Annotated in this window: 25 protein-coding genes and 1 pseudogene; 16 read left to right on the forward strand and 10 right to left on the reverse strand. The window is 55.8% G+C overall.

Annotated elements, in window-relative coordinates:
• The first annotated feature begins 33 nt into the window (after nucleotides 1-33).
• The 11 genes from ABJM11_RS11240 to ABJM11_RS11290 all read left to right on the forward strand — a co-directional run bounded on the left by ABJM11_RS11240 (nucleotide 34) and on the right by ABJM11_RS11290 (nucleotide 10363).
• Nucleotides 34-507, forward strand: a complete 474-nt coding sequence (locus tag ABJM11_RS11240; RefSeq protein ID WP_348293330.1) for a hypothetical protein — start codon at nucleotides 34-36, stop codon at nucleotides 505-507.
• A gap of 6 nt (nucleotides 508-513) precedes the next feature.
• Nucleotides 514-765, forward strand: a complete 252-nt coding sequence (locus tag ABJM11_RS11245; protein WP_348293332.1) for a PhzF family phenazine biosynthesis protein — start codon at nucleotides 514-516, stop codon at nucleotides 763-765.
• 136 nt (nucleotides 766-901) lie between these two features.
• Entirely contained in the window at nucleotides 902-3286 is a 2385-nt protein-coding gene (locus ABJM11_RS11250) for a TonB-dependent receptor (RefSeq protein WP_348293334.1), read from the forward strand.
• A gap of 12 nt (nucleotides 3287-3298) precedes the next feature.
• The gene (locus ABJM11_RS11255; RefSeq protein ID WP_348293336.1) at nucleotides 3299-4090 is read left to right on the forward strand and encodes a DUF3450 domain-containing protein; all 792 of its coding nucleotides are present in this window, start codon (nucleotides 3299-3301) and stop codon (nucleotides 4088-4090) included.
• Nucleotides 4087-5469: a MotA/TolQ/ExbB proton channel family protein gene (locus ABJM11_RS11260; protein WP_348293337.1), complete on the forward strand. Its 1383-nt coding sequence runs from the start codon at nucleotides 4087-4089 to the stop codon at nucleotides 5467-5469. The genes ABJM11_RS11255 and ABJM11_RS11260 overlap by 4 nt, the downstream gene beginning before the upstream one ends.
• Entirely contained in the window at nucleotides 5453-5977 is a 525-nt protein-coding gene (locus ABJM11_RS11265; protein WP_348293338.1) for a MotA/TolQ/ExbB proton channel family protein, read from the forward strand. The genes ABJM11_RS11260 and ABJM11_RS11265 overlap by 17 nt, the downstream gene beginning before the upstream one ends.
• Nucleotides 5978-5999: 22 nt before the next feature.
• Nucleotides 6000-6407: a biopolymer transporter ExbD gene (locus ABJM11_RS11270; protein ID WP_348293340.1), complete on the forward strand. Its 408-nt coding sequence runs from the start codon at nucleotides 6000-6002 to the stop codon at nucleotides 6405-6407.
• Between the two features lie 7 nt (nucleotides 6408-6414).
• Nucleotides 6415-7035, forward strand: a complete 621-nt coding sequence (locus tag ABJM11_RS11275; RefSeq protein WP_348293341.1) for a TonB family protein — start codon at nucleotides 6415-6417, stop codon at nucleotides 7033-7035.
• 44 nt (nucleotides 7036-7079) lie between these two features.
• On the forward strand, nucleotides 7080-8363 hold the full coding sequence (locus ABJM11_RS11280; RefSeq protein WP_348293342.1) for a tetratricopeptide repeat protein: 1284 nt from the start codon (nucleotides 7080-7082) through the stop codon (nucleotides 8361-8363).
• A gap of 90 nt (nucleotides 8364-8453) precedes the next feature.
• Nucleotides 8454-9131 carry a response regulator transcription factor gene (locus tag ABJM11_RS11285; RefSeq protein ID WP_348293551.1) on the forward strand — a complete coding sequence of 226 codons (678 nt, stop codon included), beginning with the start codon at nucleotides 8454-8456 and terminating at the stop codon, nucleotides 9129-9131.
• On the forward strand, nucleotides 9131-10363 hold the full coding sequence (locus ABJM11_RS11290; RefSeq protein ID WP_348293343.1) for a HAMP domain-containing sensor histidine kinase: 1233 nt from the start codon (nucleotides 9131-9133) through the stop codon (nucleotides 10361-10363). Before ABJM11_RS11285 ends, ABJM11_RS11290 begins: the two co-directional genes overlap by 1 nt.
• A gap of 152 nt (nucleotides 10364-10515) precedes the next feature.
• Here ABJM11_RS11290 and ABJM11_RS11295 read toward each other — a convergent pair whose 3' ends face one another.
• Nucleotides 10516-11133, reverse strand: a complete 618-nt coding sequence (locus ABJM11_RS11295) for a TetR/AcrR family transcriptional regulator (RefSeq protein ID WP_348293344.1) — start codon at nucleotides 11131-11133, stop codon at nucleotides 10516-10518.
• A gap of 104 nt (nucleotides 11134-11237) precedes the next feature.
• Here ABJM11_RS11295 and ABJM11_RS11300 point away from each other — a divergent pair, with 104 nt between their 5' ends.
• From ABJM11_RS11300 to ABJM11_RS11315, 4 genes are all read left to right on the forward strand, one after another.
• Nucleotides 11238-11978: an SDR family oxidoreductase gene (locus tag ABJM11_RS11300; RefSeq protein ID WP_348293345.1), complete on the forward strand. Its 741-nt coding sequence runs from the start codon at nucleotides 11238-11240 to the stop codon at nucleotides 11976-11978.
• Nucleotides 11979-12058: 80 nt separating this feature from the next.
• Nucleotides 12059-12376: a multidrug efflux SMR transporter gene (locus tag ABJM11_RS11305; RefSeq protein WP_348293346.1), complete on the forward strand. Its 318-nt coding sequence runs from the start codon at nucleotides 12059-12061 to the stop codon at nucleotides 12374-12376.
• 57 nt (nucleotides 12377-12433) lie between these two features.
• The gene (locus tag ABJM11_RS11310) at nucleotides 12434-12835 is read left to right on the forward strand and encodes a VOC family protein (protein ID WP_348293347.1); all 402 of its coding nucleotides are present in this window, start codon (nucleotides 12434-12436) and stop codon (nucleotides 12833-12835) included.
• Between the two features lie 213 nt (nucleotides 12836-13048).
• On the forward strand, nucleotides 13049-13183 hold the full coding sequence (locus ABJM11_RS11315) for a hypothetical protein (RefSeq protein ID WP_348293349.1): 135 nt from the start codon (nucleotides 13049-13051) through the stop codon (nucleotides 13181-13183).
• Nucleotide 13184: 1 nt separating this feature from the next.
• Here the strand turns inward: ABJM11_RS11315 and ABJM11_RS11320 are convergent, their stop codons facing one another.
• The 7 genes from ABJM11_RS11320 to ABJM11_RS11350 form a co-directional block, all read right to left on the reverse strand.
• Nucleotides 13185-13595 carry an ACT domain-containing protein gene (locus ABJM11_RS11320; RefSeq protein ID WP_348293351.1) on the reverse strand — a complete coding sequence of 137 codons (411 nt, stop codon included), beginning with the start codon at nucleotides 13593-13595 and terminating at the stop codon, nucleotides 13185-13187.
• A gap of 169 nt (nucleotides 13596-13764) precedes the next feature.
• Nucleotides 13765-15822, reverse strand: a complete 2058-nt coding sequence (locus tag ABJM11_RS11325) for a hypothetical protein (protein ID WP_348293353.1) — start codon at nucleotides 15820-15822, stop codon at nucleotides 13765-13767.
• Nucleotides 15823-15869: 47 nt separating this feature from the next.
• Entirely contained in the window at nucleotides 15870-16721 is an 852-nt protein-coding gene (locus tag ABJM11_RS11330; RefSeq protein ID WP_348293354.1) for a CbbQ/NirQ/NorQ/GpvN family protein, read from the reverse strand.
• Entirely contained in the window at nucleotides 16690-18075 is a 1386-nt protein-coding gene (locus ABJM11_RS11335; RefSeq protein WP_348293356.1) for a cbb3-type cytochrome c oxidase subunit I, read from the reverse strand. The genes ABJM11_RS11330 and ABJM11_RS11335 overlap by 32 nt, the downstream gene beginning before the upstream one ends.
• A gap of 59 nt (nucleotides 18076-18134) precedes the next feature.
• On the reverse strand, nucleotides 18135-18965 hold the full coding sequence (locus tag ABJM11_RS11340; RefSeq protein ID WP_348293358.1) for a c-type cytochrome: 831 nt from the start codon (nucleotides 18963-18965) through the stop codon (nucleotides 18135-18137).
• Nucleotides 18966-18977: 12 nt separating this feature from the next.
• Complete coding sequence (locus ABJM11_RS11345) at nucleotides 18978-19103, reverse strand: hypothetical protein (RefSeq protein ID WP_348293360.1); 126 nt, start codon at nucleotides 19101-19103, stop codon at nucleotides 18978-18980.
• A gap of 101 nt (nucleotides 19104-19204) precedes the next feature.
• Nucleotides 19205-20119, reverse strand: coding sequence for a LysR family transcriptional regulator (locus ABJM11_RS11350; RefSeq protein ID WP_348293361.1), 915 nt, complete (start codon nucleotides 20117-20119; stop codon nucleotides 19205-19207).
• A 217-nt stretch (nucleotides 20120-20336) separates the two neighbouring features.
• On the opposite strand from ABJM11_RS11350, the pseudogene ABJM11_RS11355 reads away from it, so the two are divergent.
• Nucleotides 20337-21254 (forward strand): annotated as a pseudogene (locus ABJM11_RS11355) (aldo/keto reductase); the annotation flags it as partial.
• A gap of 26 nt (nucleotides 21255-21280) precedes the next feature.
• Here ABJM11_RS11355 and ABJM11_RS11360 read toward each other — a convergent pair.
• Both ABJM11_RS11360 and ABJM11_RS11365 read right to left on the reverse strand, forming a co-directional pair.
• Nucleotides 21281-22744 (reverse strand): malate:quinone oxidoreductase, encoded by a 1464-nt coding sequence (locus ABJM11_RS11360; protein WP_348293362.1) that lies wholly within the window; start codon nucleotides 22742-22744, stop codon nucleotides 21281-21283.
• Nucleotides 22745-22760: 16 nt separating this feature from the next.
• Entirely contained in the window at nucleotides 22761-24845 is a 2085-nt protein-coding gene (locus ABJM11_RS11365) for an EAL domain-containing protein (RefSeq protein ID WP_348293364.1), read from the reverse strand.
• Between the last annotated feature and the right edge of the window lie 55 nt (nucleotides 24846-24900).

Genomic DNA, 24900 nt, shown 5'->3' on the forward strand with positions numbered 1-24900 from the left:
TAAGAAAAGCCAAGGCACAAAACACGGAATCGGTTGACCCATCGTGACCGCTCAGAGTACAAAACTGACTCCAGCGTGATGGCCGTGTGCAAACCGGTCACGATCCCCGGAATGACCGGTCACGTTCGCCGGAATACGCATCAGAACGGCCTGCTTACAAGCGATGTGTTATCCAAAGAGACCATTGATGGATGCAGATCCATCAAAATGAAGAGCGAGTCAGCGTATATGGAGCAAAAAGCGCCCAGTTATGAACATCTCACTGATGACGACCATCAGTTGGTACTCCAATCGCTCGGGATAAGCAGCGCTGATCTCATTGCTGGTACCAGGCCGACACTGGTGAATACGGGCAATGGTTTTGTCGTCGTCGGTATTCGCGACGCTGGTGTGATCCAGGGTCTCGAGCCGGACTTTGAGTTGATTGAAAAGCTCAGTGACGCTCTTGATTTGGTCGGCTTTTACGTTTTTTCCTTTGATGGCGTCGAAAATGGACGAGATGCGTGAGCCCGTATGTTCGCGCCCCGGTATGGCATTCAGGAAGAATCCGCAACGGGCATGGCCGCCGGCCCGCTGGCCTGTTACCTGCGGGAGCATGTCGGCTTTGACAAACAGGAGTTTTTCGTTGAGCAGGGGCGATGGATGGCACCACCCTCACCTAGCGTTATCAATGTGCGTTTGCATATTGGCGTTAACGGCAACATAGAGAGCCTGTTTGCCGGAGGGCGGGGAGCCATTAAAGAAACCGTGAAAGTTGAATTCTGATGATTCTGAGAGACGTTCAACGCATCCGGGCTCTGATGCGGCCTCCACATTTCAGCGACTTTTTAGTCACATTGCGGTTGTTAACCTCCCAGCGTTTCGTCACATAAATTCGGCCGATTCCTGGGAGGAAAGCAATATGAGCCGGCACTTTAGAACGGTATCGTGGTGGACTCTGTGGGCGCTCCTGATTGGCTTTCCCCATTTTACACACGCACAAGAGGCGCCCGGTGCGCTGACGATCATCGTCAAAAACCAGAATACTGACCGGCCACTCTCAACCGTGCAGATCACGATAACGGAACGGGAAACGGGTACCACTCGATCTGTAGTAACCGGCTCAGAAGGTCGCATCGTCGTTGAACAGCTCGACCCGGGCCTCTATTCGCTGAACGTAGCCAAAAGCGGGTTCGCGTCATCCTATGAGCCAAGCGTACGCGTGGTTACGCGCAAAAATATCAGGATTGAGCTCGCACTTATAGAGCAGCCAATTGAGGAAGTGGTGGTTGTCGGACAGCAAGCCGAGGTATTGGCGTCACCTAGCAGCACCTATCTCGATAGAGAAGCGTTGCGAAGTGCTGTTGGTGGTGGCGCAGATCCCCTGCTCTCTTTGGATGGTTTACCGGGTCTGGCATCCGACAGCGAATTTGCGAGCTTCAGCGTACGCGGCCGTGGGCCAAGAGATAATTTATTATTCGTTGATGACTTTCCCTTCGATAAAGCCGTGCACTTTGATGCAACCCTGGGTGAAGAAGAGGACGTCGGTGGTGGGGGCCGTTTCTCGATTTTCGCACCGAATGTGATCAGTGGTGCGGAATTTTCACCGGGTGGCTGGGGGCCGGCTTATGGTGGCCGGGCGGCATCACTACTCAAGCTGAATGTCGCCGATGGCAACCCAAGCCCTTCCGCAAGTCTGCGCCTCGACCTGGCAGGTTATGAAGTAGGTTACGACGGCCCTACCGGAGTCACAGAAGACTCTACTCTGCTTGTTTCTGCACGGCGACTGGATTTCGGCCAACTGTTCGAAACGATCGAAGAACTCGACATTGGGGACCCCGTCATAAGAGACGTCATCGTAAAGTCGGTCACGCCCATCAACCAGAACAACACCTTCGAATTTCTGCTGATCGATACGCACGAAGACTATACCCGCGATGTAACTCACGTTTCCGAATCGCCGAATTTCGAAGACACGGCCCTTCAGGATTCTGAACAGGACAGTGATTTGTATGGTCTGACATTGCGATCGTTAATCGGCGAAGCAGCGATTTTAACCAACAAGGTTTACTACCGCTCAAGCGACAAGATCAGTTCAGAGGGCGAAGCTTTTCCCGAACAAGTACCTGAGGGGGCGCCCCCGTCCAGTTATCCAGTGCGGGAAGACATTATTACCGTGGGCGAAGAAGAGACGGAGATCGGCTGGCGGAGTGACTTCGAGACATTGAATCAATTGGGCGTGTTCAGCGGCGGTATTCAGATAACGCAAGTTGAACTGGACTACAACACGGTTCTGGATGGCGACTGGAACCGGTTTGTCTACGACTCTGATGATTTCAGACCAGACCCCGACCAGCGCTACATCGTGCTGACTCCTGAAAACATCAACTCCTCGCTAAATCGCAAAGAAACGAGCTATGCCGGTTACGTAGACCAGGTTTTTGAAGTCGGTGATTGGGATTTTGGCACTGGCCTACGCCTCGAACGGGACGGATTTGCCGACGAAAGCCTCGCGTCGCCCAGGTTCAGCATCAACTGGCGGCCTAAAAATGCGGTCCGATATTTTGCCACCGCTGGACTGTTTTATCAGTCCCCACGGTTTCTGGAGCTTGCCGCTAACGAGTCAAACGACCTCAAGAACGAACAAATCACGCACAGCAGTATCGGTGTCGAGTATTTCCTGAACAACAACTGGTCGGTATTAACGGAGGCCTATTATCAAGTCCTGGATGACCTGGTGGTCGACCTTGATCGGGCAAGCGGCACGTTCGACAACATCGGTGACGGCACATCGCAAGGCGTCGATATCGTGGTCAACGGCAGGATAACCGAAGGCCTATACGGCACCGCAACCTATTCCTACAACGATGCTGTCGTCGACCGGAAAGACGGTCGCGGTGACGTGGTCGCTGATTTCAATCGCAGGCATGTCGCCACCCTCGGCCTGACCTGGGAAATCAACGATCGCTGGAAGGTGGCCGCGCGTTACAAATACCTGTCCGGCAGGCCAGACGACAAGTTTGTTATTTATGAAGACGTGTTAGGACCAGGAGAACCTCTGCGCTACTCGAAAGAGATCACTGAGCGCAACGTCGGTCGAAGAGACGGTTACGGCTCGTTAAACGCCCGTGTTGACTACCGGCGCGCCTTTGGCCCCATCGATCTGACCGCCTTTCTCGATGTCATCAACGTAACGGCAACGTCTTCGAGCGACGACACCGAGTTTGACTATCGCCGGGGCGTTGAAGTGGACGACGAAAGCGAGGCCGAGCCATTGATCGGCCTGCGACTGGATTATGCCTGGTAAGGGAAAGAACCAATGAGAACCCATAAGAAGACCACAAGAGGCCGCCTGTCGCTGCTGTTCTGCTGTGGTTGGAGCACTCTACTGCTGCATTTTACCGTGTTGGCCGCCGACCTGGCCGAGGTCACCGACACCAACGATGCCGCTAACGAGGCAGCGAAGGCCTCGCAGCAGCGAATCGATAGCATGGCGGAACAGACTGGCAAGCTGCTCAGTGAGTACCGCGTGGTCATCAAAGAGATTGATGGCTTGCGGGTGTACAACCGGCAACTGGAAAAGCAGATAGCGAATCAGCTGAAAGAGATGGAATCGATTCGTGATTCCATCGACCGGGTAACAGTGATCGAGCGTCAGATCGTTCCCTTGATGCTGCGCATGGTGGATGGCCTGCGCAAGTTCGTGGAACTGGACGTCCCGTTTCTCGAACAGGAACGGCTGGATAGGCTGGATAATCTCGATTCTCTTATGGATCGCGCCGATGTATCGGTCGCCGAGAAGTTCCGGAAGGTACTGGAAGGCTATCAGATCGAAACCGAGTATGGCCGCACCATTGAAGCCTATTCGGGCACCCTCACCCTTGACGGCAACCCCCGCGAAGTCGATTTCCTGCGTATCGGTCGCGTAGCCCTCATGTATCAAACGGAAGACGCCCAGCGCAGTGGACTCTGGGATCAGGGTAAGCGCCAGTGGATGCCTCTGCCCGACCAATACCGCTCGCCAATCAAGGAGGGCTTGCGCATCGCCCGCAAGGAAGTGGCGCCCGATCTTCTGAAATTACCCGTACCCGGTCCGGAGGCAGCCCAATGAGCAACATGAAGACCTTGTGTCTGCCGATGATCTGTCTCTGCCTGTTGGCTTTCAATGCCGGCGCGGCCGCCGCGGTACAGGACCTGGATACACTTCTGGAACTGGTAAAACAGGGCAAGCTCGCGGAAGACAGGGAAAACCAGGCCCGTGAAGCCCGCTTCAAGGCCGCCGAAAATGACCAGGCCAGACTGCTGGCCGAAGCCAGGGCCACCCGCGAACAGGAAGAAAAGCGCAGTGTTGAGCTGGAGAAAACCTTCGAGGAAAACGAACAGACTACGGCAGAACTGGAGGCAGCGCTTACCGAGCGGCTCGGTTCCCTGAAAGAACTGTTCGGCGCATTGCAGCAAGTGGCCGGTGACACCACCAGCAACTTTGAGAACTCTGTTATCAGCGCGCAGTTCAAAGACCGGGGAGAATTCCTTTCAGGGCTGGCACAGAAAATGGGCACCAGTTCGCAGCTGGCGTCCATCGAGGAGATGGAGCGCCTGTGGTTCGAGCTGCAACGGGAAATGACGGAATCCGGCAAGGTGGTTCGCTTTGCCTCCACGGTGGTGGATCAGAGCGGCGTGGAACAACAGGGCGACGTCATCCGCGTGGGCGCCTTCAACCTGGTGTCTGACGGCAAGTATCTCCGCTACAACCACAATACCGATAAGGTCGCGGAACTGGTCCGGCAACCCTCGGGCCGTTTTACCGAAACCACCCGTGATCTGGCCTCGGCCAGCCCCGGAGAGCTGGTACAGTTCGGCATCGATCCTTCGCGCGGCACTTTGTTAGAAGCCCTGATCAAGGAACCGAACCTGCGGGAGCGGGTCGAGTCGGGTGGCGTCGTCGGCTATATCATCATTCTGGTGGGCATCCTGGCCCTGCTGTTGGCGCTGGAGCGCCTAATCACGCTCTCCGTAACACGCAGCAAGGTCAAATCCCAGATGAAGTCCTCTGAAGCCAAAAGCAACAATCCCCTGGGGCGGGTGTTGACGGTTCACAAGGATAACCGCGCCATGGACCCGGATACCCTGGAACTGAAACTGGCGGAAGCCATCATCCGGGAGCGACCGCGCCTGGAGCGATTTATTCCCCTGCTGAAAATCATCGCCGTGGCCGCGCCGCTGATGGGGCTGCTGGGTACCGTGATCGGCATGATTCTGACCTTCCAGGCCATAACCCTGTTTGGTACCGGCGACCCCAAGCTGATGGCGGGCGGTATTTCCCAGGCCCTGGTCACCACGGTGCTGGGTCTGCTGGTGGCCATTCCCACGGTGTTCATGCACAGCATTGCCAGCACCATGGCGAAGGGCGTGATTCATACCCTGGAAGAGCAAAGCGCCGGACTCATCGCACAACGGATGGAGCAGCAGGAACATGGTCGCACTGCTTGATGCCTATGAAGCCATTCTGATCTTCATCGAAACCGGTGGCGACGTACTGGTGATAATCGGCGTCACCATCCTCATTATGTGGGTGCTGATTTTCGAACGGATCTGGTTCTTTCAGGTTCAATACCGGGCGAATCGGCGTCACATTCTGATGCAGTGGCAAGGGCGAACCGAGCGAAAATCCTGGTACGCCCGAAAGATCAGGCAAGCGTTGATTTCCAGGAATAAGCAGTCATTGACCACAACCCTGCCCCTGATTCAAACGCTGATATCCATCTGCCCCCTGCTCGGCCTGTTGGGCACCGTGACCGGGATGATCGAAGTGTTCACGTCTATCTCTTTTGTAGGCACCGGCAATGCGCGGGTGATGGCGTCCGGCGTTTCAAAGGCCACCATCCCCACCATGGCCGGGATGGTGGGCGCCCTGTCCGGCTTATTTGCGATTACTTATTTAAAACGTTTCGCCCAACGGGAAAGCGAACTCATTGAAGATCGCCTGACCACCGATTAATGCATTGCGAGAGGAACCATCCATGCGTCGAGCCCTGGGCAAACTTCAGACCGAGGAAGAAGAATCCGATATTGACCTCACACCCATGCTGGATGTGGTGTTCATCATGCTGATTTTCTTTATCGTCACCGCCTCCTTCGTGAAAGAAGCGGGTATCGACGTGAATAAGCCCGAAGCCACCACGGCGGTCATGAAGGAACGGGCCAATATCGTGGTGGCCATTGATTCGCGTAACCAGATCTGGATCGACAAACGCCAGGTGGACCCCCGCTCCGTACGCGCCAACATCGAACGGCTGCACGCGGAAAATCCCCAGGGCACTGTGGTGATCCAGGCAGACAAGGACTCCAGAAATGAACGATTGGTGCAAGTGATGGACGCGGCCCGGGCAGCCGGGGTTTATAACGTGGCCATCGCCGCCAATAGGTGAAATAGCCATGTTTCCCAGACTGATCGTCGCTATTGTTCCCGCTGGCCTGATTACCCTGGGACTGTTCGTGGCCATGATGACCATCATCAGCACGGCCAACAACGAGTTGGAAGATGACAGTGAGCACTACATGTTGGACTTTGTACGGTTGGAGCAGGATGAAACCGTGAAGACCAGGGAACGTAAACCGGAAAAGCCCCCGCAACCGGAACAACGGCCACCGGACCCAGCAACGCCCAGGCTCGAGAATCCGCCGATGAATGACGCGCCACCTGACCTCACGAGTCCGCCCCCGCCCCTGGCCCTGGATTCCGGGCTGGATATCTCTACCGGCTTCGGCCTGAGCGCCTCCGACGGCGAATACCTGCCCATCGTGAAAGTACAGCCGATCTATCCGCGCCGGGCCTTATCGCGGGGGATCGAGGGCTACGTTGTTCTGGAGTTCACCGTGACCCGAACCGGCGCGGTCAGGGACCCGGTGGTTGTTGAGTCCGAGCCGCCGAATGTGTTTGACGATGCGGCCGTCCGCGCGGCGCTGAAATTCAAATACAAACCCAAAATCGTCAACGGCGAAGCCGTGGATGTGGCGGGCGTGCAGAACAGAATCACCTTTCGGCTGGAAAAATGAAATCAGGCAGAGCGATCTCGAACCTTAAGTTGTTGAGGAAGCGGTTGGCTTTCAGAGTCGGCTTGTGCGGCCTGTGCCTGCTGATTCAAATGCCGCTGACGGCGCTCGCACAAACCGAACAAAGCAGCGGCGAACGGAAAACCGTCACAACCCCCAGCCTGCGCGAAAATGTGTATCGGGCGCTGTCCGACGCCCAGGAAAAAGCCGAAGCGGGCCAGACCGCCGAGGCCATCGGCACCCTTGACCGTCTGCAAAGCCGCGGCGGCCTGAACAGCTACGAAGCTGCCATGATGTGGAGATTCTACGCCTCTATTCATTATTCCCAGGACAACTACGACGACGCCATTCAGGCTTACCAGAACCTGCTGAAGCAGAGCGACCTGCCCGAAGCCCTCGAAACCGAGGCCCTTTACAGCCTGGGTCAGTTGTATTTCGTGCGCGAAGACTATCAAGACGCCATCGAACTGCTGGAACGTTGGCTCGAGTTGGTGACCAACCCCGCTCCCAAGGCCTATGTTTTTCTTGCCCAGGCGTACTATCAAACCGGGGCGTTCAACAAAGCCCTGAAACCGATCCAGAGAGCCGTGGACATCGTGGAAAAGCAAGGCAAGGTGCCCCGGGAAGACTGGTACATGCTGCTGCGCGCCATTCACTTCGAACAGAATGATTACGCCGCCATGGCCAGGGTGCTGGAAACACTGGTGAAGCATTACCCGAAAAAAAGCTACTGGGTTCAACTTTCCGGCATTTACGGTGAGCTAGAACAGGAAGACAAACGCCTCAGCACTATGGAAATCGCCTACCGTCAGAACCTGCTGGATCAGGAAAACGAACTGATCACCCTGGCGCAGTTATTGTTGCGGGCGCAAGTCCCCTACAAAGCCGCCAAGGTGCTGGAAAAAGGCATGAAAGACGGCATCATCAAAGAGGACAAAGAAAACCTGCAGTTACTGTCCAACGCTTGGACCATGGCCCAGGAAGCGGAAAAAACCCTGCCCACGCTGATCCAGGCGGCGAAGCTCTCGGACACTGGCGAACTGGATGTGCGCCTGGGCCAAACCTACTTCCAATTGGACCAGTGGGAGGAGGCGGTGACCTCCTTTCGCAGAGGCCTGAACAAAGGTGCGCTGGATCAGGCGGACAACGCCTACCTCTTGCTGGGGCTGTCGTTCTATAACCTTGGCCGGCTGGATGATGCCATCGACACCTTCCTCCAGGCCGCGAAATACGATGACAGCGAGGACGAAGCCCGCCGCTGGATTCAGTATCTGGAGAAAGAGAAGGAACGGCGCGAACGGCTGGGGCTGAAGAAACCGACGCCGCCCTAGTAGCATTTGCTACTATCACGAGGTTGTAGTGAATGGGTTATGCCTGACAAGGGAGAGCAACTGATGGGAAACGTGCTTGGAGCGGCACCGATCAGAGTGTTAATTGTCGAAGACAACCGCGACATTTGCGAAAACATTGCTGCGTACCTTGAAAAGTATAGCTATGTGATGGATTTTGCCTACGACGGTATCAGCGCGATGTACCTGGCGTTGACGAACCCGTTCGATGTGATTGTTCTGGACCTGATGCTTCCCGGGATGGATGGCCTGAGTTTCTGCAAAAAGCTTCGAACTGACGCCAAGGTAGAAACGCCCGTGCTTATGCTAACGGCGAGAGACACACTTGACGATAAACTCAAGGGGTTCGAGGCGGGAGCCGATGACTATCTGGTCAAGCCATTCGCACTGCAAGAGCTACATGCACGGCTGCAGGCGATGTACAGACGCAGTCACGGCAAAACCGACAATCTGCTGACGGTTGGCGATCTGACTATGGACAGGTCCACGCTGCAAGTGCATCGTGCGGGGCGGCGTATCGATCTCACTCCTGCCGGCCTGCGATTACTTCAACGATTGATGGAAGAAGCGCCGTCTGTTGTGGCTCGCGATGACCTCGAAACGTTGTTGTGGGCTGACGAGCGCCCCGATGGAGATGCCCTTCGCTCGCACCTGTACAAGCTGCGGCAGGCGATCGATAGGCCGTTTGATAGCCCGTTAATTCATACCGTACATCGCATCGGGTACCGAATTGCAGAGGATACCCAGTAATGTACCGGCACAGTTTGCGCACGCGTGTCGCCATTGCATTTGCATTGTGTGTTGCTGTACTGAGCGTGGCCTGGGGGTTCGCCTTCTTCGGTGCGATCAGGTTGACCGAAGACCATGTGCTGCAGCATCAGCTGCAGCGTGCCGCAGGGAGCTACCCCTCTATACCGATGAACCTTCGCGGCTACGATGAAGTTGGTAGCTTGCCTGAATCATTGAAGGACTGGGCTCAAACAAATCCCGATGAGGGCCTGTACGAGTTCGAAAAAATAGAACTGCATGTCGCGGTAGTACCTACCGACGATGAACAGCGACATGGCTTTGTGGTTTTCGATGTTGCCGGGATTGAGGCTGCGTCGTCAGAGGATTGGTGGTGGTTGCTCTTTATCACCGGTGCTGTGGGCGCGCTGGCTACTCTTGGTTTCGGGCTGGGCGTTGTTGTGATGCGTAAAGCTGTCGCCCCCGTGGTGCAACTCGCCAAAGCGGTTGCGGACATCAACCCGGAACAACTATCGGCCGAAGATCACAAACGCATAGAGTCCAGCCGGTTTGGCGATGATGAGGTTGGCGTGCTCGCCAGGACCATCGAGAAGACCCTTGAGCGTATTAGCGCATTTGTTGAGAGGGAGCGATACTTCACCAGTTCAGCCAGTCATGAGTTGAGGACGCCGATCACGGTGATCACAGGCGCATTGGAGCTGCTGGAACAAAGCGACCTGTCGGCGACCGATGTGAAGGCGCTCAATCGAGTGAGGCGCGCGACGCTCGATATGAAAACCACGATTGAAATGTTCTTGTGCCTCGCTCGCGAAACCGACGACGGGTTTTACGACGAGCAGTTTTTAGTGATGCCGCTGGTGACCAAGGCTATCGATCAGCAGCGCTACCTGCTAAGCCGAAAATCCGTCGATGTTGATATCGACGAACTCGCAAAACCCACAGTTAGTGGACATCCACAGGCCTTCTTTATTGCGGTCAATAACCTGGTGCGCAATGCATTCGAGCACACCCTCAACGCGCAGGGGCCAATCACGATTCGTATTAAAGAGCACGAACTCTTGATCACCAATCAGGTAAGCAGTGACGATAATGAGCGGCACACGCCGACGGAGACGCCCTTGTCTCAAGGGTATGGTCTTGGTCTGGGTATCGTGCAGCGGCTGTGTGAGCGCAATGGCTGGTCGTTTTCGCTACTCGCTGATGAGAAGCGTGTTGTCGCCCGCCTTTCGTGGTGACGATGGCAGACCAAAATACACTGGTAGGCGCTAGTGCTGTTGATTCTTTGACCCTGCCCCGTCACAGGTCGAAAGAATTCTCCGAATCGGGAGGCACAGCACTATGTTCTTGCCGTACCGGGGAAATTCTTCTCAAGTGGTTGAAGCAATCTTTAAGCGGCCACAGATTCCGCGATCAATGACTCCCAGCCAGCCATTGCTGCTCGCATGATGGCCCGCAACTGCGCTTGGGTGGCCCCGTCCCGCGCTTGAATAGAGAGCCCCTGAAGTACTGTGGTGTAAAAATCGGCAATGACGTTGCAATCAGTACCCTCAGCCAGTTCGCCCTCCATCACAGCACGCTCCAGACGCTGGTGAAGCAAAGCGCGGGTTTCCGCCCGTTGTGCCGCAAGGTATTCGCGGGTGCCGGCACTTTCTGGAGGGCCGATCATCGCAGCCAGCACGACCATGCAGCCTCTCGGCTTATCAGGATTGGTGTAGGCCTCAAGGTTGAGCTCCAGGAACCGGGCGATGGCGTTACGTACTCCGGGCTCTACATATAACGCCTGCTCAACTCTCCTGCCCTCGGTCACGTCATAGAGTGATACGGCCTGGCGAAACAGTGACTCCTTGGACCCGAAAGCTGCGTAAAGACTGGGTTTGTTGATTCCCATAACGGCGGCGAGCTCCGTCAGCGTAGCCCCCTCATATCCGCGCTCCCAGAACAGATTCATGGCACTCCTGAGCGCGAAGTCGGGATCAAAGGCTCTTGGCCTGCCTCTTGTTGACATCGGGTTTCTCCATTTTTGTACCGGCTGGGAAATAATCTAATTGATGAAGTCGTGTTAGAAAAATACCATTTATGTACCTTTCGGTACATAGAAGGAGATATCCCATGCAAGCATTCCAAAACAAAACCGCTTTCATAACGGGTGGCAGCCGCGGTATCGGTGCCGCCATCGTCCAACGCCTGGTCAGAGACGGAGCCGCTGTCGCCTTTACCTATCGTGAACATTCGGCAAAAGCACAAACCCTGGTTGATGAGGTAGAGCGTGAAGGCGGCCGGGCTATAGCAATCCAATGCGACAGTGCCAATCCAGACGCTCTCGTAAGCGCCATCAATGAAACGGTCAGCACGTTTGGCCGGCTTGATATCGTGGTCAACAACGCCGGCATATTCCCTTATGGCGAACCGGAAAGCTTTACGATAGACGAGATCGATCAAACGCTCGCCGTACACACGCGGGCCGCATACGTAGCCATAAAGGCGGCTCTTAAGCACCTGGGTGCAGGTGGACGTATCATCAGCATCGGCAGCTGCTTTGTCGAACGTGTGCCGGTTTCTGGTATCAGCCTTTATGCGATGAGCAAATCGGCATTGACCGGCATGACCAAAGGGCTGGCCCGCGATCTGGGGCCGCGCGGAATTACCGTGAACCTGGTGCACCCCGGCCCTACGGATACTGACATGAATCCGGCTGACGCCCCTGGTGCCGAAGAGGAAATGGCCTGGACTGCACTCGGACACTATGGAAAGGGCGAAGACATTGCCGCTGCCGTGGCCTACCTTGCTGGCGAAGACGGGCGTTACGTTACAGGCACGGCGATCACAGTAGATGGTGGCTATGCAGCCTGATCGCCCACGGCATTGCCATGGATAACCCGGGCCCCGGCACAATCCATTGCCGGGGCCGGCATCACAGGAGATCGGAGCCCATGCCTTGGATACTATTGCTCGGGGCAAGCCTTCTGGAAATCGTGTGGGCCATGTCGCTCAACGCCAGCCAGGGTTTCTCTCGGATATGGCCAAGCCTGGTCGCCGTCATCGCCGCAAGTGCCAGCTTTTACATGCTATCCCTTGCCCTGAAGGATTTGCCTATCGGTACCGCCTATGCAATATGGGTGGGGGTTGGCACGGTCGGTGTCGCCCTTTTGGGCATGGCGACTCTCGGAGAAAGCCAGAGCCCGCTCCGGCTTCTATGTCTTTCTTTAATCGTTGTCGGTGTCGCAGGGCTGAAAATCGTCGACGGTTAATACCACACATACTCAATGACACGCTGACATCATGCTTGATGCGGGAGGGCTAAAGCTATGTATAGCCACGTAACGTTCGGTTGCTCGGATCTGGAAAAAGCGGGTGACTTTTACGATTCTGTTTTGGTTGAGTTGGGTTTCGAGCGGCGTCCGGTAACCCCGGACGGCGGGCCGGCCTCAGCCTGCTGGGTTCCTGCCGGCAAGTCATTGCCCCGTTTCTATGTTTATAGGCCATTTGACGGCAAACCCGCCACTCCGGGTAACGGCAATATGATTGCATTTGCGGCATCTTCACCGGACGTTGTCGATGCGGCTTATAAGGCTGCGGTTGCAGCCGGTGCCCAGGGCGAAGGCGCACCAGGTGAGCGCAAACACTACGGTGCGGGTTATTACGGAGCCTATTTTCGTGACTTGGACGGGAACAAGGTTCATGTCGTTTATCGCGGTGATGTTGAATGAAGGGTGCGGTGGTTGAGGTAGTTAACTAAGAAGGCTTAAGGAACTCGTCAAAGTACGGGTATTCGCATACCGGCAGTAATGGTTTCTGCATACTCCCTCAAGAGCCCTTTCCTCGTAAACTAATAATAAGCTTCGTAACAATGTGCAGCACCCTGGAACTTGTCTTCGCTATAGCACCACCCCACGATAAAACCATCGGAGGTTTTACAACCTATGAACGTTATTCCTGTAATTACTCTATTTGGCGGTCTGGCAGCATTTTTCGCTCTGGCTGTTACGCTTGGATTTACCGTCGGCAAAACCCAGATGATCAAGAAGCCTAACGAAGATCAACTCACCGGCTCGTAAGCTAACCGGCTGGATCACTTGCAAGCGCCTTCAGCGCCTCCATGGCCTCATCAATCCGGTCACTGGGTACGAACATGTGGTCGTGATAAAAACCTGCAATAACATTGGTGGTAATACCCCGCTCGGCAAGCAGGCTTGTTACCACTGATGTCAGCCCCAACGCTTCAAGGCTGGAATGGCCTTCAAGCGTGATGCGGCGGAAGACTCTGTAGTAGTCCAGGCCCTCCGCTTTGGCCTGCTCCAGAGGAATTACCAGCGTAAGGCCTTCCAATTCGGCAATGCTGACAATGGGCTTGAGCTTTTCCAGCTCGCCATACTTTGCGCGCGGTACCGTGCAATAGACATAGGTGGTCGAGTCCACTCTGGGTGAGAGTCTCGTGATCAAATCCTGGAGAAACTGTGATCGTTTCATATCTGACTATCCTTACGCCGAATAGCATGGGTATATCGAAAGTTCGCTCTTTCTGTGGTCGACCATATTCTATGCCAAGTTATCATGGACCTCGTCTGGAATCTGCTCCAACAGATCAGTAATCCACCTCATTTTTTCCCCTGTCGTCGACCTTGGTGCAAGCATGAGCCTACTGACCTGACATGGCTACCAGCCTCTTCATCCAGTCCAGCAATACGGTTGATAGCAGTTCAGGCCTTGTCAGCAGACGGTACTGGTGGGCACCAAAGATCCTGGGCAGGTAATTGGCGGCCTGGCGGTCTATGGTCAGGCAGAATGGATAAATCCCCTGTAAACTGGCCTCTGTGACGGCCTGGCGCATGTCCTCAACACCATAACGTCCCTCATAGTCATCCTTGTCGTTGGGTTTGCCATCGGAAAGCAGCAGTAACAAACGGTGCGCCGCAGCCTGTTTCATCAGGCCGGCGGTTGCATGGCGAACCGCCGTACCTGCGCGGGTATAGTGTTGAGGCTCGAGCGCGCTGATTCTTAGTGCGACGTCGTTACCGTAAGTTTCGCCAAATCGTTTTATCTGACGCACTGTGACCGCATTCGGGCCCTCGCCAGAAAAAGCCTGTACTTCGTATGGCTCACCCAGTTTTTCCAATGCCACGCATACCAGCAATAAGGCCTCCCTTTCCACATCGATAATGCGTTTGTTCGCCGACACCCAGCTGTCGGTGGAACCACTGATATCGATCAACAGCGTGATCGCCATGTGCCGGTCTCCAGAACGCCGCGTCTGGTAAAGCCCTTCAGACATATGGAATCCGGCCCTGAAATCCGCATAGCTTTCGGTGTACGCCTCAAGATCAACGTCATCACCGTCCGCCTGTTTGCGGTAGCGCACCCGCTGGGCACTCAGCATCTCGAATCGGCGACGGATGTCATTGAGGACGGACTCATGCTCTCTCAGCGTCTGGTCCACCCATTGCTGGGAACCCTGGCCACAGGAAAGAACGCGAACCGTAGCACCCGGATCTTTGTAGACCCGGCTCCGGTAGTCCCACTCCGGATAATTGAATCCCTCGCCGTCAGCAATGGCGGCTTTCAGTTCCTGCCTGGCTTTTGCATCCGGCGGGTCATCGGAAAGCAACACCTCTTTTGGCCTGCCCGGGGTTGACACCAGGCGCGCCTCGGACAGCTCTGACACCAGGTCCCCATACTCATCGGCGCTGATATCCTCCTCCCGGTCCACAGGGCGCTGTAAGCCCATGGGATCTTCTGCATGGGGGTGGGACTCGTCGCCCTGGATCATCCAGATGCTATCTTCGGCATCCGTGTCCTTTTCCTCCTCCGTCGCTTTGCGCTCATTCGGGCGACGACGCAACCGCCCTCCTCTGGGCGTTTCTTCAGCACCATCCTCTTCTGCCGAAGGATCAGGCCCAGAGCATGCACCCGCCTTCTCCGGCGGATGCCTGAGTTCGCCAATCCACCAGTCCTTCAGCAATGGCTGGGGCCCAAGCTTTTTTTCCGGGAGGCCCGACGGCGTCAGCTCCCATTCGTGGATCAACCGCCTGGCATTGGCCAGGGACTCCTGAGAAGAATCACAGGCCGGAATGAGTTCATGGCACTGGTTACGCCTCAAACCCAAAAGTGAGCGGTACACACGCTCCACCGGTTGCCTGGAATCGGGAAACTGCAAAAGTGGAGGCCTGGTCGCCAGAGTTCGATGCCTGAAGTACTCAACTGCAGGCCCCATGCCCGGAAGTAACGCAATCAGTTCCCTTTCGGCGGCGTAGGCTTCCAGCAACAGGTATACATCGGCAAGCAACGGCGGCATGTCTGTTTCAATCAGAAGCGCACTACCGCGACGGGCGCGGATGACCTGTTGCAGGGCCATTACCCGGTAAAACATCGTGGCTTCTTCAGGGTCGGAAAAGCCCAGTTCAGGGGGCAGCCAGAGTGAGACACCGTCGGTAGCCGGGACAGCCCCCTCACGCCTTGGCCTACGGTCATGCCTGAACAGAATAGAAAGCATGGTGGCATGGGCCGGTGGTTGGGCAACGCGCAGTGGATAACCTTCGCCAAAAACGGCGGTTATCAGCAGGTCCAGACGGCCAGCAACACTGCTCAGTGTGGTGGTTGGGGCGGTGTCTGGCGGCCTCCCGTAGCGCTGCCACAGTGTGCGGGCATACACCGTTGCGTGGCGGGCAACGTCGCTGATGACCTCTTCCGCTTCAGCCATGGCAAACTCCCGCCCTTAATTCGTCTTCCACCCGGCGTACTGTCAGATCAGACAAACGTAGCGTCGACCAGGTCACGCATGGCCCCTACCAGGGACTCGTCGTCTGACAAGGGTGATATAAGAGCCGCGTAACACGCCTCTTTAACAGGGATGCCGTTGCTTACCAGACTTGCCGTTGCGATTAGCAATCGGGTACTGGGCACTTCCGCCAGACCCCGGTCCCTGAGTGAGCGTATGCGATGTGCCAGGTCCACCAGGCCGCGGGCGGTTGGCTCGTCTGTTCCGCTTTCCCGCGTAACGATTCTGGCCTCCTGCTCTGCGGGCGGAAAATCCAGATCCATAGCCACAAAACGCTGGCGAGTACTGGGCTTCAGGTCCTTCAACATACGCTGATAACCGGGATTATAGGAGACCACCAACTGGAAGCCCGGTGCTGCCCGCACCGTTTCCCCGGTTTTGTCGATGGGAAGAATACGACGGTGATCCGTCAAGGCATGGAGGATAACGACCGTATCCTGTCGTGCCTCCACCACCTCATCCAGGTAACAGATCGCCCCTTCTCTCACCGCCCGAGTCAGCGGGCCGTCCTGCCATACCGTCCCGTCGTGACGAATAAGGTACCGTCCGATAAGGTCACTGGCTGTGAGGTCGTCATGACACGGAATGGTGACGAGGGGGCGGCCCATTCGCCACGCCATGTATTCCACGAATCGCGTTTTTCCGCAGCCGGTCGGGCCCTTGAGCATGACCGCCAGCTTCTGCAGGTGGCACTGCTCAAAGATACTGACTTCCGGACCCGACGGGAGATAATAGGGTTCCTCCTCCACCAGGTTGGCTGCCGGTTTGAGTAATTCGTCAACGGACACGTTATGCCGTGCCTTTTGCAGGGTCGGTGTCATTGCGATCCCCACTCGCAGTCGCCTCAACTCCTGAGCCGTCCAGCGCCGGTCGGAAGCGGAAGAAATCATAGATGTACAACCCGACGCCCGTGGCAAATATCGTAGCGGTGGCGATCAGCATGAGGAAATGGACCTGTATCTTGAGCTGGGCATCCAGGTAGCCCATACCCATCACCCGCTCAAGGTAGACCTGGCCGATCCCGGCTGTCGCGAAGGATAGCGTCATACCGAACATTCCCCCTACCTGCATCCAGAAGGCCCAATAACCCATGGTCGTACCGCGTTCGGGGCGCCCCGGGCACATCTGCGGCAAAGCGTAGGAAATCATAGCCAGTACAATCATGGCGTAGGCTCCGTAGAAAGCCGCATGGCCATGCATGGCAGTGATCAGCGTGCCGTGGGTCCATTTGTTGATGGCGGGGAAAGTGTGAGCCAGACCCAACAGCCCCGCACCAAAGAGCGCAAACACAGCGCTGCCGATGGTCCAGTGCAACGCCTGGGCATTGGGATGGGCCAGGCCGGACCGGCGCATCGCGCTGTAGGCGAACATCGCCATCCCGACCAGGGCCGCAGGCTCCAGAGCACTGAAGAAGCCGCCAATCGGCAGCCAGTACTGAGGCACACCTACCCAGTAATAGTGGTGGGCTGTTCCAAGAATACCGGCAATAAATACCAGACCGACGATCACATACAGCCATTTTTCCATCACTTCGCGGTCGGCGCCGGAAAGGCGTATCAACAGATACGCAAGGAAAGAGCCCATGATCATCATCCAGACCCCTTCTACCCAAAGGTGGATGGTCCACCATCGGTAAAAAATCGACACGGTGTAATTTTCGTAGTGAAGCAACGCAGGAAAGAACAACACCGCCGAGCTGACAAGACCAAGCAACAGGACCCCTTCAGTGGTGGTAAACCGCCCGGATTTTTTGATGGTCATGCCGATGTTGTACAGGAAGATCAGCATGCAGATTACAATCACGATCTTGTGCGGTAACGGCTGCTCCAGCAACTTGTTACCTGTGCCGTAACGGAAGAAGTAACCGATAATGGCGGCGACCCCCATCAGCGTCCACAGTATCAACTGGATATAGGCCAGCTTTACGCTGTGCAGCTCCGTGCGTGACTCGTCCGGTATAAGCCAGTAGGTGCCGCCCATGAACCCCGCCAGGACCCAGACGATCAGCAAATTGGTATGAATGACCTTGGTAACATCGAACGGCAGTATATACAGCAAGGGGTCGGGCCCCAGATATTTGGCAGCCGAAAGCAGTCCGAAGACCAGCTGCAAGCCAAAGAGCACCATGGCAACGGCGAAATACCAATAGGCAACGGATTGCGATCTGTATCGCATTGTTGTTCTCCCTGTTGCTCGTGGCCTTACCTTGTCCCGAACAAGGCACCGGCGCATTTTTATTTAAGTGTCATGAGATAGGCGACCAACTGATCGACCTCTTCTTCGGCGAGGCTGTCCCCATACCCACTCGGCATGAAAGAGGTTCCTTCTGCGGAATACATGGCTCCGGGTACCAGATGGGCACTGGGCGTAACGATGGATTCCCGGATATAACCCTCCGCATCCGCAGCATTGCCCTGATAATCACCAGAGTCCAGAATTTCCTGTGCCCGACCAACCACGCCCGCCATGGTGGGGCCGGCCATATCCGCACCGGGCGATGTGGAGTGACAGGAGTTACAGGCGGGAGACGCGGTGCGAAACAGGCGCTCACCTTTCGCCATAGGATCATCGCCTTCATCCACCGGTTTTGCGCCGGGGGGATCTGCTCCGCCCTCGGCGCTACCCGCCACCATCCCGCCAGTGACCAGAATTGGCCGGGGTGGCCAGCCCTGGTTGTCCACGTTGGCAACCCAATCAAGGAACTGGATCAGGTCGTGGATTTCCTTGTCACTCAGATCCTGGGTGGGCATCAGGCGACGGTGTTTCTGTTCGTCATAGAAGTTGGAAGGATTTTTCATATAGGCCGTGAGGTAGGCCTCCCCGCGATGTTGCGTAATCTTGGTCAGGTCCGGAGCGTAGTAGGCACCTTCGCCAAACAGAGTATGGCAATTGATACAGTTGTACTTGTGCCACACGTCCTTGCCATGAGTTACCTCGGGCGTGATGTTCTGGGAATGGGTGAGCTCGGGAAATTGTCGGTGACTGTCTACCGTCAGTATCAGAAAAACCAGGGCTGATATTGCGGTGGCTGCTACAGCGAATATTCGTGACTGTCGGTTAGTCATGCTCAGCCCTGCCTATACGCCAATGCCGTTCCAGTAAAAGACCGAAATAGAAGCCGCGTAAACAATCGCTGCAACCATCAGCGCTAGCACAACAAAACTGAATATCCGTAACGGTGTGAAGAACTTTTTCTGTTGCATGAAATCTCCCTGGCCGGCGACCCCCGAATTAACGCAACAAACTTACTTCTTATGAAGATAGCAGCCATCTACAACTCTGCAAATTATCGATACGGTGCCCGTCACCGGACAGGATTTATCTCAACGTTTTCGTACAGAAAATCAAGAAAAGCCCGGACTCGCCCAAGCATCAAGCGGCCCTGCCCCAGAAATACGGCGTGGATTTCTTCCCGGTCTCCGGGATTGTGATCTTCCATGACAGGCACAAGCCGTCCTTGCCGGATGTCGTCATCAACCAGAAATCGGGTCAGACGAGCCAGCCCAGCGCCGCCGACTGCCAGTTTGCGCATTGTCTCCCCGTCACTGACCAACAGGTTTCCCTGGGGCATAAGTTCCGTGTGCTCGCCATGAACCATCAGAGGCCAGGCGGTTGTATGTCGGGAAAAACTGAATCCCAGACGATTGTGCGCCCTCAGTTTTTCTATGGTGACCGGCATGCCATGCTGTTCGAGATAGTCCGGGGCCCCCACTATCACCATGCGGGTTTCACCCAGCTTGCGGGCGACCAGATTGGAGTTCTCGAGTGGACCATTACGGATGGCCACATCCGTATGCTCAGCCAGCAGGTTGACCACCTGATCCGTCAACGACAGCTCCAGTGTGATACCGGGGTACTGTGCCAGAAACCTGGACACAATCGGCATCAAGAAACCGTGGCCGACAGGAAGACTGGCGGTGACTCTCAAGTGCCCCGTGGGCTCCGCCGTTCTACTCGCTCCCCGTTCGGCCTCGTCCAGATCACTTAGGATGTGGCGGCAACGCTCGTAAAACCACCGGCCCTCCGCAGTCAACTGCATTTGCCGGGTGGAGCGATGAATCAGCTTGGTACCCAACCGTTGCTCCAGGCGCGTGATCGCCTTACTGGCAGCCGAAGGCGTCAGCCGGCAGGCCCGGGCGGCTGCCGAAAAACTGCCCTGCTCTACCACGGCGCTAAAGATTTCCATGGCCGCCAGGCGGTTAGTGGAGGATTGAGACATAGTGAATCCAGTTCACAAATAATGTGACAACAGCATGTCTACATCATAAATAGCAGTCTCTTTATCGTCGAGTTACTGATGCAACCAGAGGAGAATTGCTATGGAATATCGACAACTGGGCGTTTCCGGCCTGAAGGTCCCCGCATTGAGCTTTGGTGCTGGCACCTTTGGTGGGCGGGGCCCTCTGTTTGGCGCCTGAGGCAACACCGAGAGCGATGAGGCGCGTCGTATGGTGGACATCTGCCTGGATGCCGGTGTTACCTTGTTTGATACTGCGGATGTCTACTCCGATGGCGCCTCCGAGGAAGTGCTCGGAAAGGCCATCCAGGGCAAGCGTCAGCAACTGATGATCTCCACCAAAACCACCTTGCCCATGGGGGATGGTCCCCACGATGCAGGTTCTTCAAGAGAACGTTTGATCCGCGCATGTGAAGCGTCACTGAGGCGGCTGAACACTGACCATATCGATTTGTACTATCTGCACGCATTCGATGCGTATACGCCGGTGGAGGAAGTGCTGGGCACGCTGGACCTGCTGGTCCGGCAGGGAAAAATCCGCTATGTGGGCGTATCCAACTTCTCCGGCTGGCAGGTCATGAAATCCCTGGCGGTGGCTGACCGATATGGCTACGCCCGTTACATTGCCAACCAAACCTACTATTCCCTGGTAGGCCGGGATTACGAGTGGGAGCTCATGCCCCTGGGGCACGATCAGGGCCTGGGCGCTGCAGTCTGGAGTCCATTAGCCTGGGGCCGCCTGACTGGCAAAATCCGGCGGGGGCAGCCATTGCCGGCAAACAGTCGCTTGCATGAGACCGCACAGTTTGCGCCCCCGGTGGATGACGAGCACCTGTACCGGGTTGTCGACGTTCTAGAGGAAATCGCCGAGGAGACCGGTAAGACGGTTCCCCAGATCGCCATAAACTGGCTGCTGCAAAGACCCACCGTGGCCACGGTAGTCATGGGCGCGCGCAACGAATCGCAGTTGCGGCAGAACCTGGGCGCAGTGGGTTGGAACCTGAATCCTGAGCAGATCGCCCGGTTTGATGAGGTCAGTGGCGTGACACCTCCGTACCCTTACTACCCCTATCGGACTCAAGAGGGGTTTGCCCGTGTGAATCCACCTATGGTTTAAACCAGCGGCCGCCGGTTCACTGCAGGTTACGTCTCCTCGACGCGATTTATTCCCAGGCGTGCGTTAACCGCATCCCGAATTTCCCGGTAGCACTGGGGATTCTTGATCAACGTATCGAGATTATCCTCAGGGAAGATGTCCTTCTTCCTTTGCAGGGCTTCGTTGCTTGCAAAAACAGAGGGAATTAACTGTTCAAGGCAACGCAACATAACCTCAGGCGATACCGACGCGCCCGGCGAGGCGCCCAGCAGCGTGCCGTAGGTTTTGTCACTTGATACCAGAATTTCGGTACCCATCTGCAAATCCCCGTCCCGGATGATTTGCACCCGCTGGCCTGCCTCGACCGGTTTCCAGTCAAACTTCTTACTCATGCCCGGGGCAAAGCTGTCCAGTTCCTCGAACATGCTTTTTTCACCCTTGAAGGTCTCGGTGATCAGATACTTGACCAACGGGAAATGCTCGATGGCCACATTCAGCAGGCCAGGAATATCATGCAGGCGCATGGCGCGCAGGTAATCGAGGAAGCCGCGGCCCCGCTCGAGTACCGGTTTGAACGAGGCAAATGGGCCAAATAGCAGGTAGTACTGACCGTCCGAGACCCGCAAATCCAGATGCGGCACAGACATAGGAGGCGCCCCCACCTTCGCTTTCCCGTAGGTTTTCGCTCGGTACTTCGCGGCTTCCTCGGCCGTAATTGGCGCATGCAGAAAGCGGCCGCCAACCGGAAAGCCGGTAAAACGCCTTGCAAACGGCAAGTGGCTCTTCTTCAGAATAGGAAACGCCCCGCCGCCAGCGCCTACGAAAAGAACATCCGCCTTATACCGCGCAGCCCCTTCTCTGCTCCGGGTTTCGACCAGCCAGCTTCCTGACGGGCTGCGATGCACACGCTGGACGTGGGTACCGTACTTGATGTTCACGCCGAGGTCGTCCACGGCATACCTGGCCATCTGCTCCGTCAAGGTACCGAAATTGACGTCTGTGCCCGTTTCAATCATGGTCGCCGCCATTTTTTCGCTGCGGGGGCGCTCTTCCATGGTGAAGGGAATCCAGCTTTTTATCTCATCGAAGTCTTCCGAGTAGCGCATCTGTTCGAAGAAATGGTGGGCAGACATCTCCCGGTACCGCAACCGCAGCTCGTCAATTGACGGTTCGGAAACAATAGTGCAGTGCTTGGTCTGGTTGATGAAGGATGTCGGGTCCTTGATGGCACCCTTCTGCACCAGATACGCCCAGAACTGCTTGGCCACGTTGAACTGGGCGTGAATCTTCAGAGCTTTCTCTACCGAGATAACCTCCTCATCCACCGGGGTATAATTCAGTTCACAGTTTGCTTCGTGCCCCGTGCCGGCGTTGTTGAAGACCCATGAGTTCCCTGCCCCCGGCCCTTCAAGTCTTTCCAGAATGGTGATGTCCAGGTCAGGTGCCAGCTCTTTTGCCAGAGTGGCAAAGGTCGTACCCATTATCCCTGCGCCGATGATGATTACATTCATAAACTCTGTCCGCCAGTTAGTGAAGTATGTGGCCGATACGGAGCAGTTGCTCAAACTCCCGTGCGGGCATTGGTTCTGAAAAGAAAAATCCCTGGGCGAAATCGCAACCCGCTGCCTTGAGCCAGGCTCTTTGCTCATCCGTCTCTACACCCTCAGCCACTACCTCAAGGCCCAGTTTATGAGCCATCATAATGATCGTCTCGGCAATCGCATGACTGTTCGATCCCGCTCCGTCGTCACGCACAAAGCTCTGATCGATCTTCAGGTAGTTAACATCAAACCGTTTCAGGTAAGCCAGTGATGAATAACCCGTGCCGAAATCGTCCAGCGCCAACTGTACACCGGCCTCCTTGAGCTCCAGAAAATTCCTCGCCAACTGCTCTGAATCGCCGAGGAAGACATTTTCAGTGAGTTCAATCGCAATGCCGGTTCGGGACTGCTGGAAGGTCTCCAGATGGGCCTCCCAGGGTTTGCTGTGAATGTTCTGGGCAAATTGCAGCGGCGACGAATTTATAGTGAGCTGGAACGAGTCATCCCCAAAATCTGACCAGTTCAGTGACTGAGCGGCAGCCTCGGAAAACACCCAGTGCTCAAGTGCGGACATCAGCCCGGACTCCTCTGCCAGGCCAAGAAACTCTACCGGCAGCTTTAGCCCCTGCTCGGGGTGTTGCCAGCGTAACAATGCCTCTGCTTTGACGATACGGCCGTTGGAAAGGTCAACGATAGGTTGATAGAACAGCCTCAGTTGGTCGCTGAGCGGCGCCTCGCGCAAGTCATTTATCATCCTCTGGCGTTTGGTGCCGTCACTTCTCATAACGTCAGTGAAGTAGCACAGTCGATTGCGACCGGTATGCTTGGCCTCGTACATGGCCTGGTCCGCATCGCTTAACAACTGTTGCGCTGTGCCTGCGTCCTCGGGAAAGATCGTTATACCGATACTGCAGGAAATGCTGGCATCGTTCTCCCCCAACTGGAAAGGACGGTCAAGCTCGGCGAGAATATTGCTGGCAATACCATCGATGAGCTCACGGTCACCGGTATCCAGCAGCAGAACGGTGAACTCGTCGCCGCCGATACGGGCAACAGTATCCGACTGTCGTACGCAGCTATTGATCCTCTGGGCTATCGTTTTCAACAGAGTGTCTCCGGCATCGTGGCCGAGCCTGTCGTTGACGCCTTTGAAATAATCGAGGTCAATGAAGAGCAAAGCAAAGGGGTCGCCGGTGCGATCGGAGTGGGCCGCGTGCTGGCCGAGGCGGTCCATGAACAGCCTCCGGTTTGGCATTCCGGTAAGAAGATCGTAGTTGGCGTGGCGCCAGATCCTTGCTTCTGCCTCTTTGCGGTGGGTAACTTCGTGAGCAATCCCGGAAATAGCTTCCACCTCTCCCTGGTCGTCAATAACCGGCGCATAGAGGCACTCAAAATAGCGAATTTTACCGCCGGGGCTCTCGATTTTTACTTCGCTCTCACGCTGCTCCTTGTAGCGGATCACCTCCCGCAGTCGCTCTTTACCATTATACTGCGAGGGTAGTGGCATTTGGGTGAATGAACAGCCGACAATGTCTTCCGCCCTTACCTGGCACAATTCTGCCATCGCTTTATTGGCGTATAGAAAGACACCATCGAGATCCAGGATAAAGCATGGGTCCGGCAGTGAAGACAGCATGGTTTCAAACAGCCGCCCCTGTTGCTGCTTTTTTAACGCGTAATTTTCAATGGATTGCGCCAGGGCAATATCGATCTCGTGGTCAAACCTTTTCAGTTCACTCAGGCCCTTTTTGTCGAGGGGGCCATCCTGGTGTTGCACCCACAACTCGATAACCGTATGACGCAGAGCGCGAAACTCGGATGCCACATCCACAATATCAGCACCCAGATCGTGTCTTTCCGACCCATGGATGCGAGCAGAAGCCTGGCTGATGCCGTCGTGCCCCAGGGGCTGGCGCTCAAGCTCAACGGCAATGCAAAGCAATATTTCCTCCATGTGGTCGCGCAATACATCTCTGGACAGGCGGGGGCCAGGGAGAATGGTTTTCGCATCGTCCTCCCATGTCCACAGGATTTCTTCCATATGAGCGCGAATGAACTCAGGCAGTCTCATCCTCGATCACCTCGGGTCTCTGGGTAAGCGCCCAATGTGGCGGATTTAACATGAA

The organism is Marinobacter sp. (genome assembly GCF_039977835.1).
Taxonomy (GTDB): domain Bacteria; phylum Pseudomonadota; class Gammaproteobacteria; order Pseudomonadales; family Oleiphilaceae; genus Marinobacter.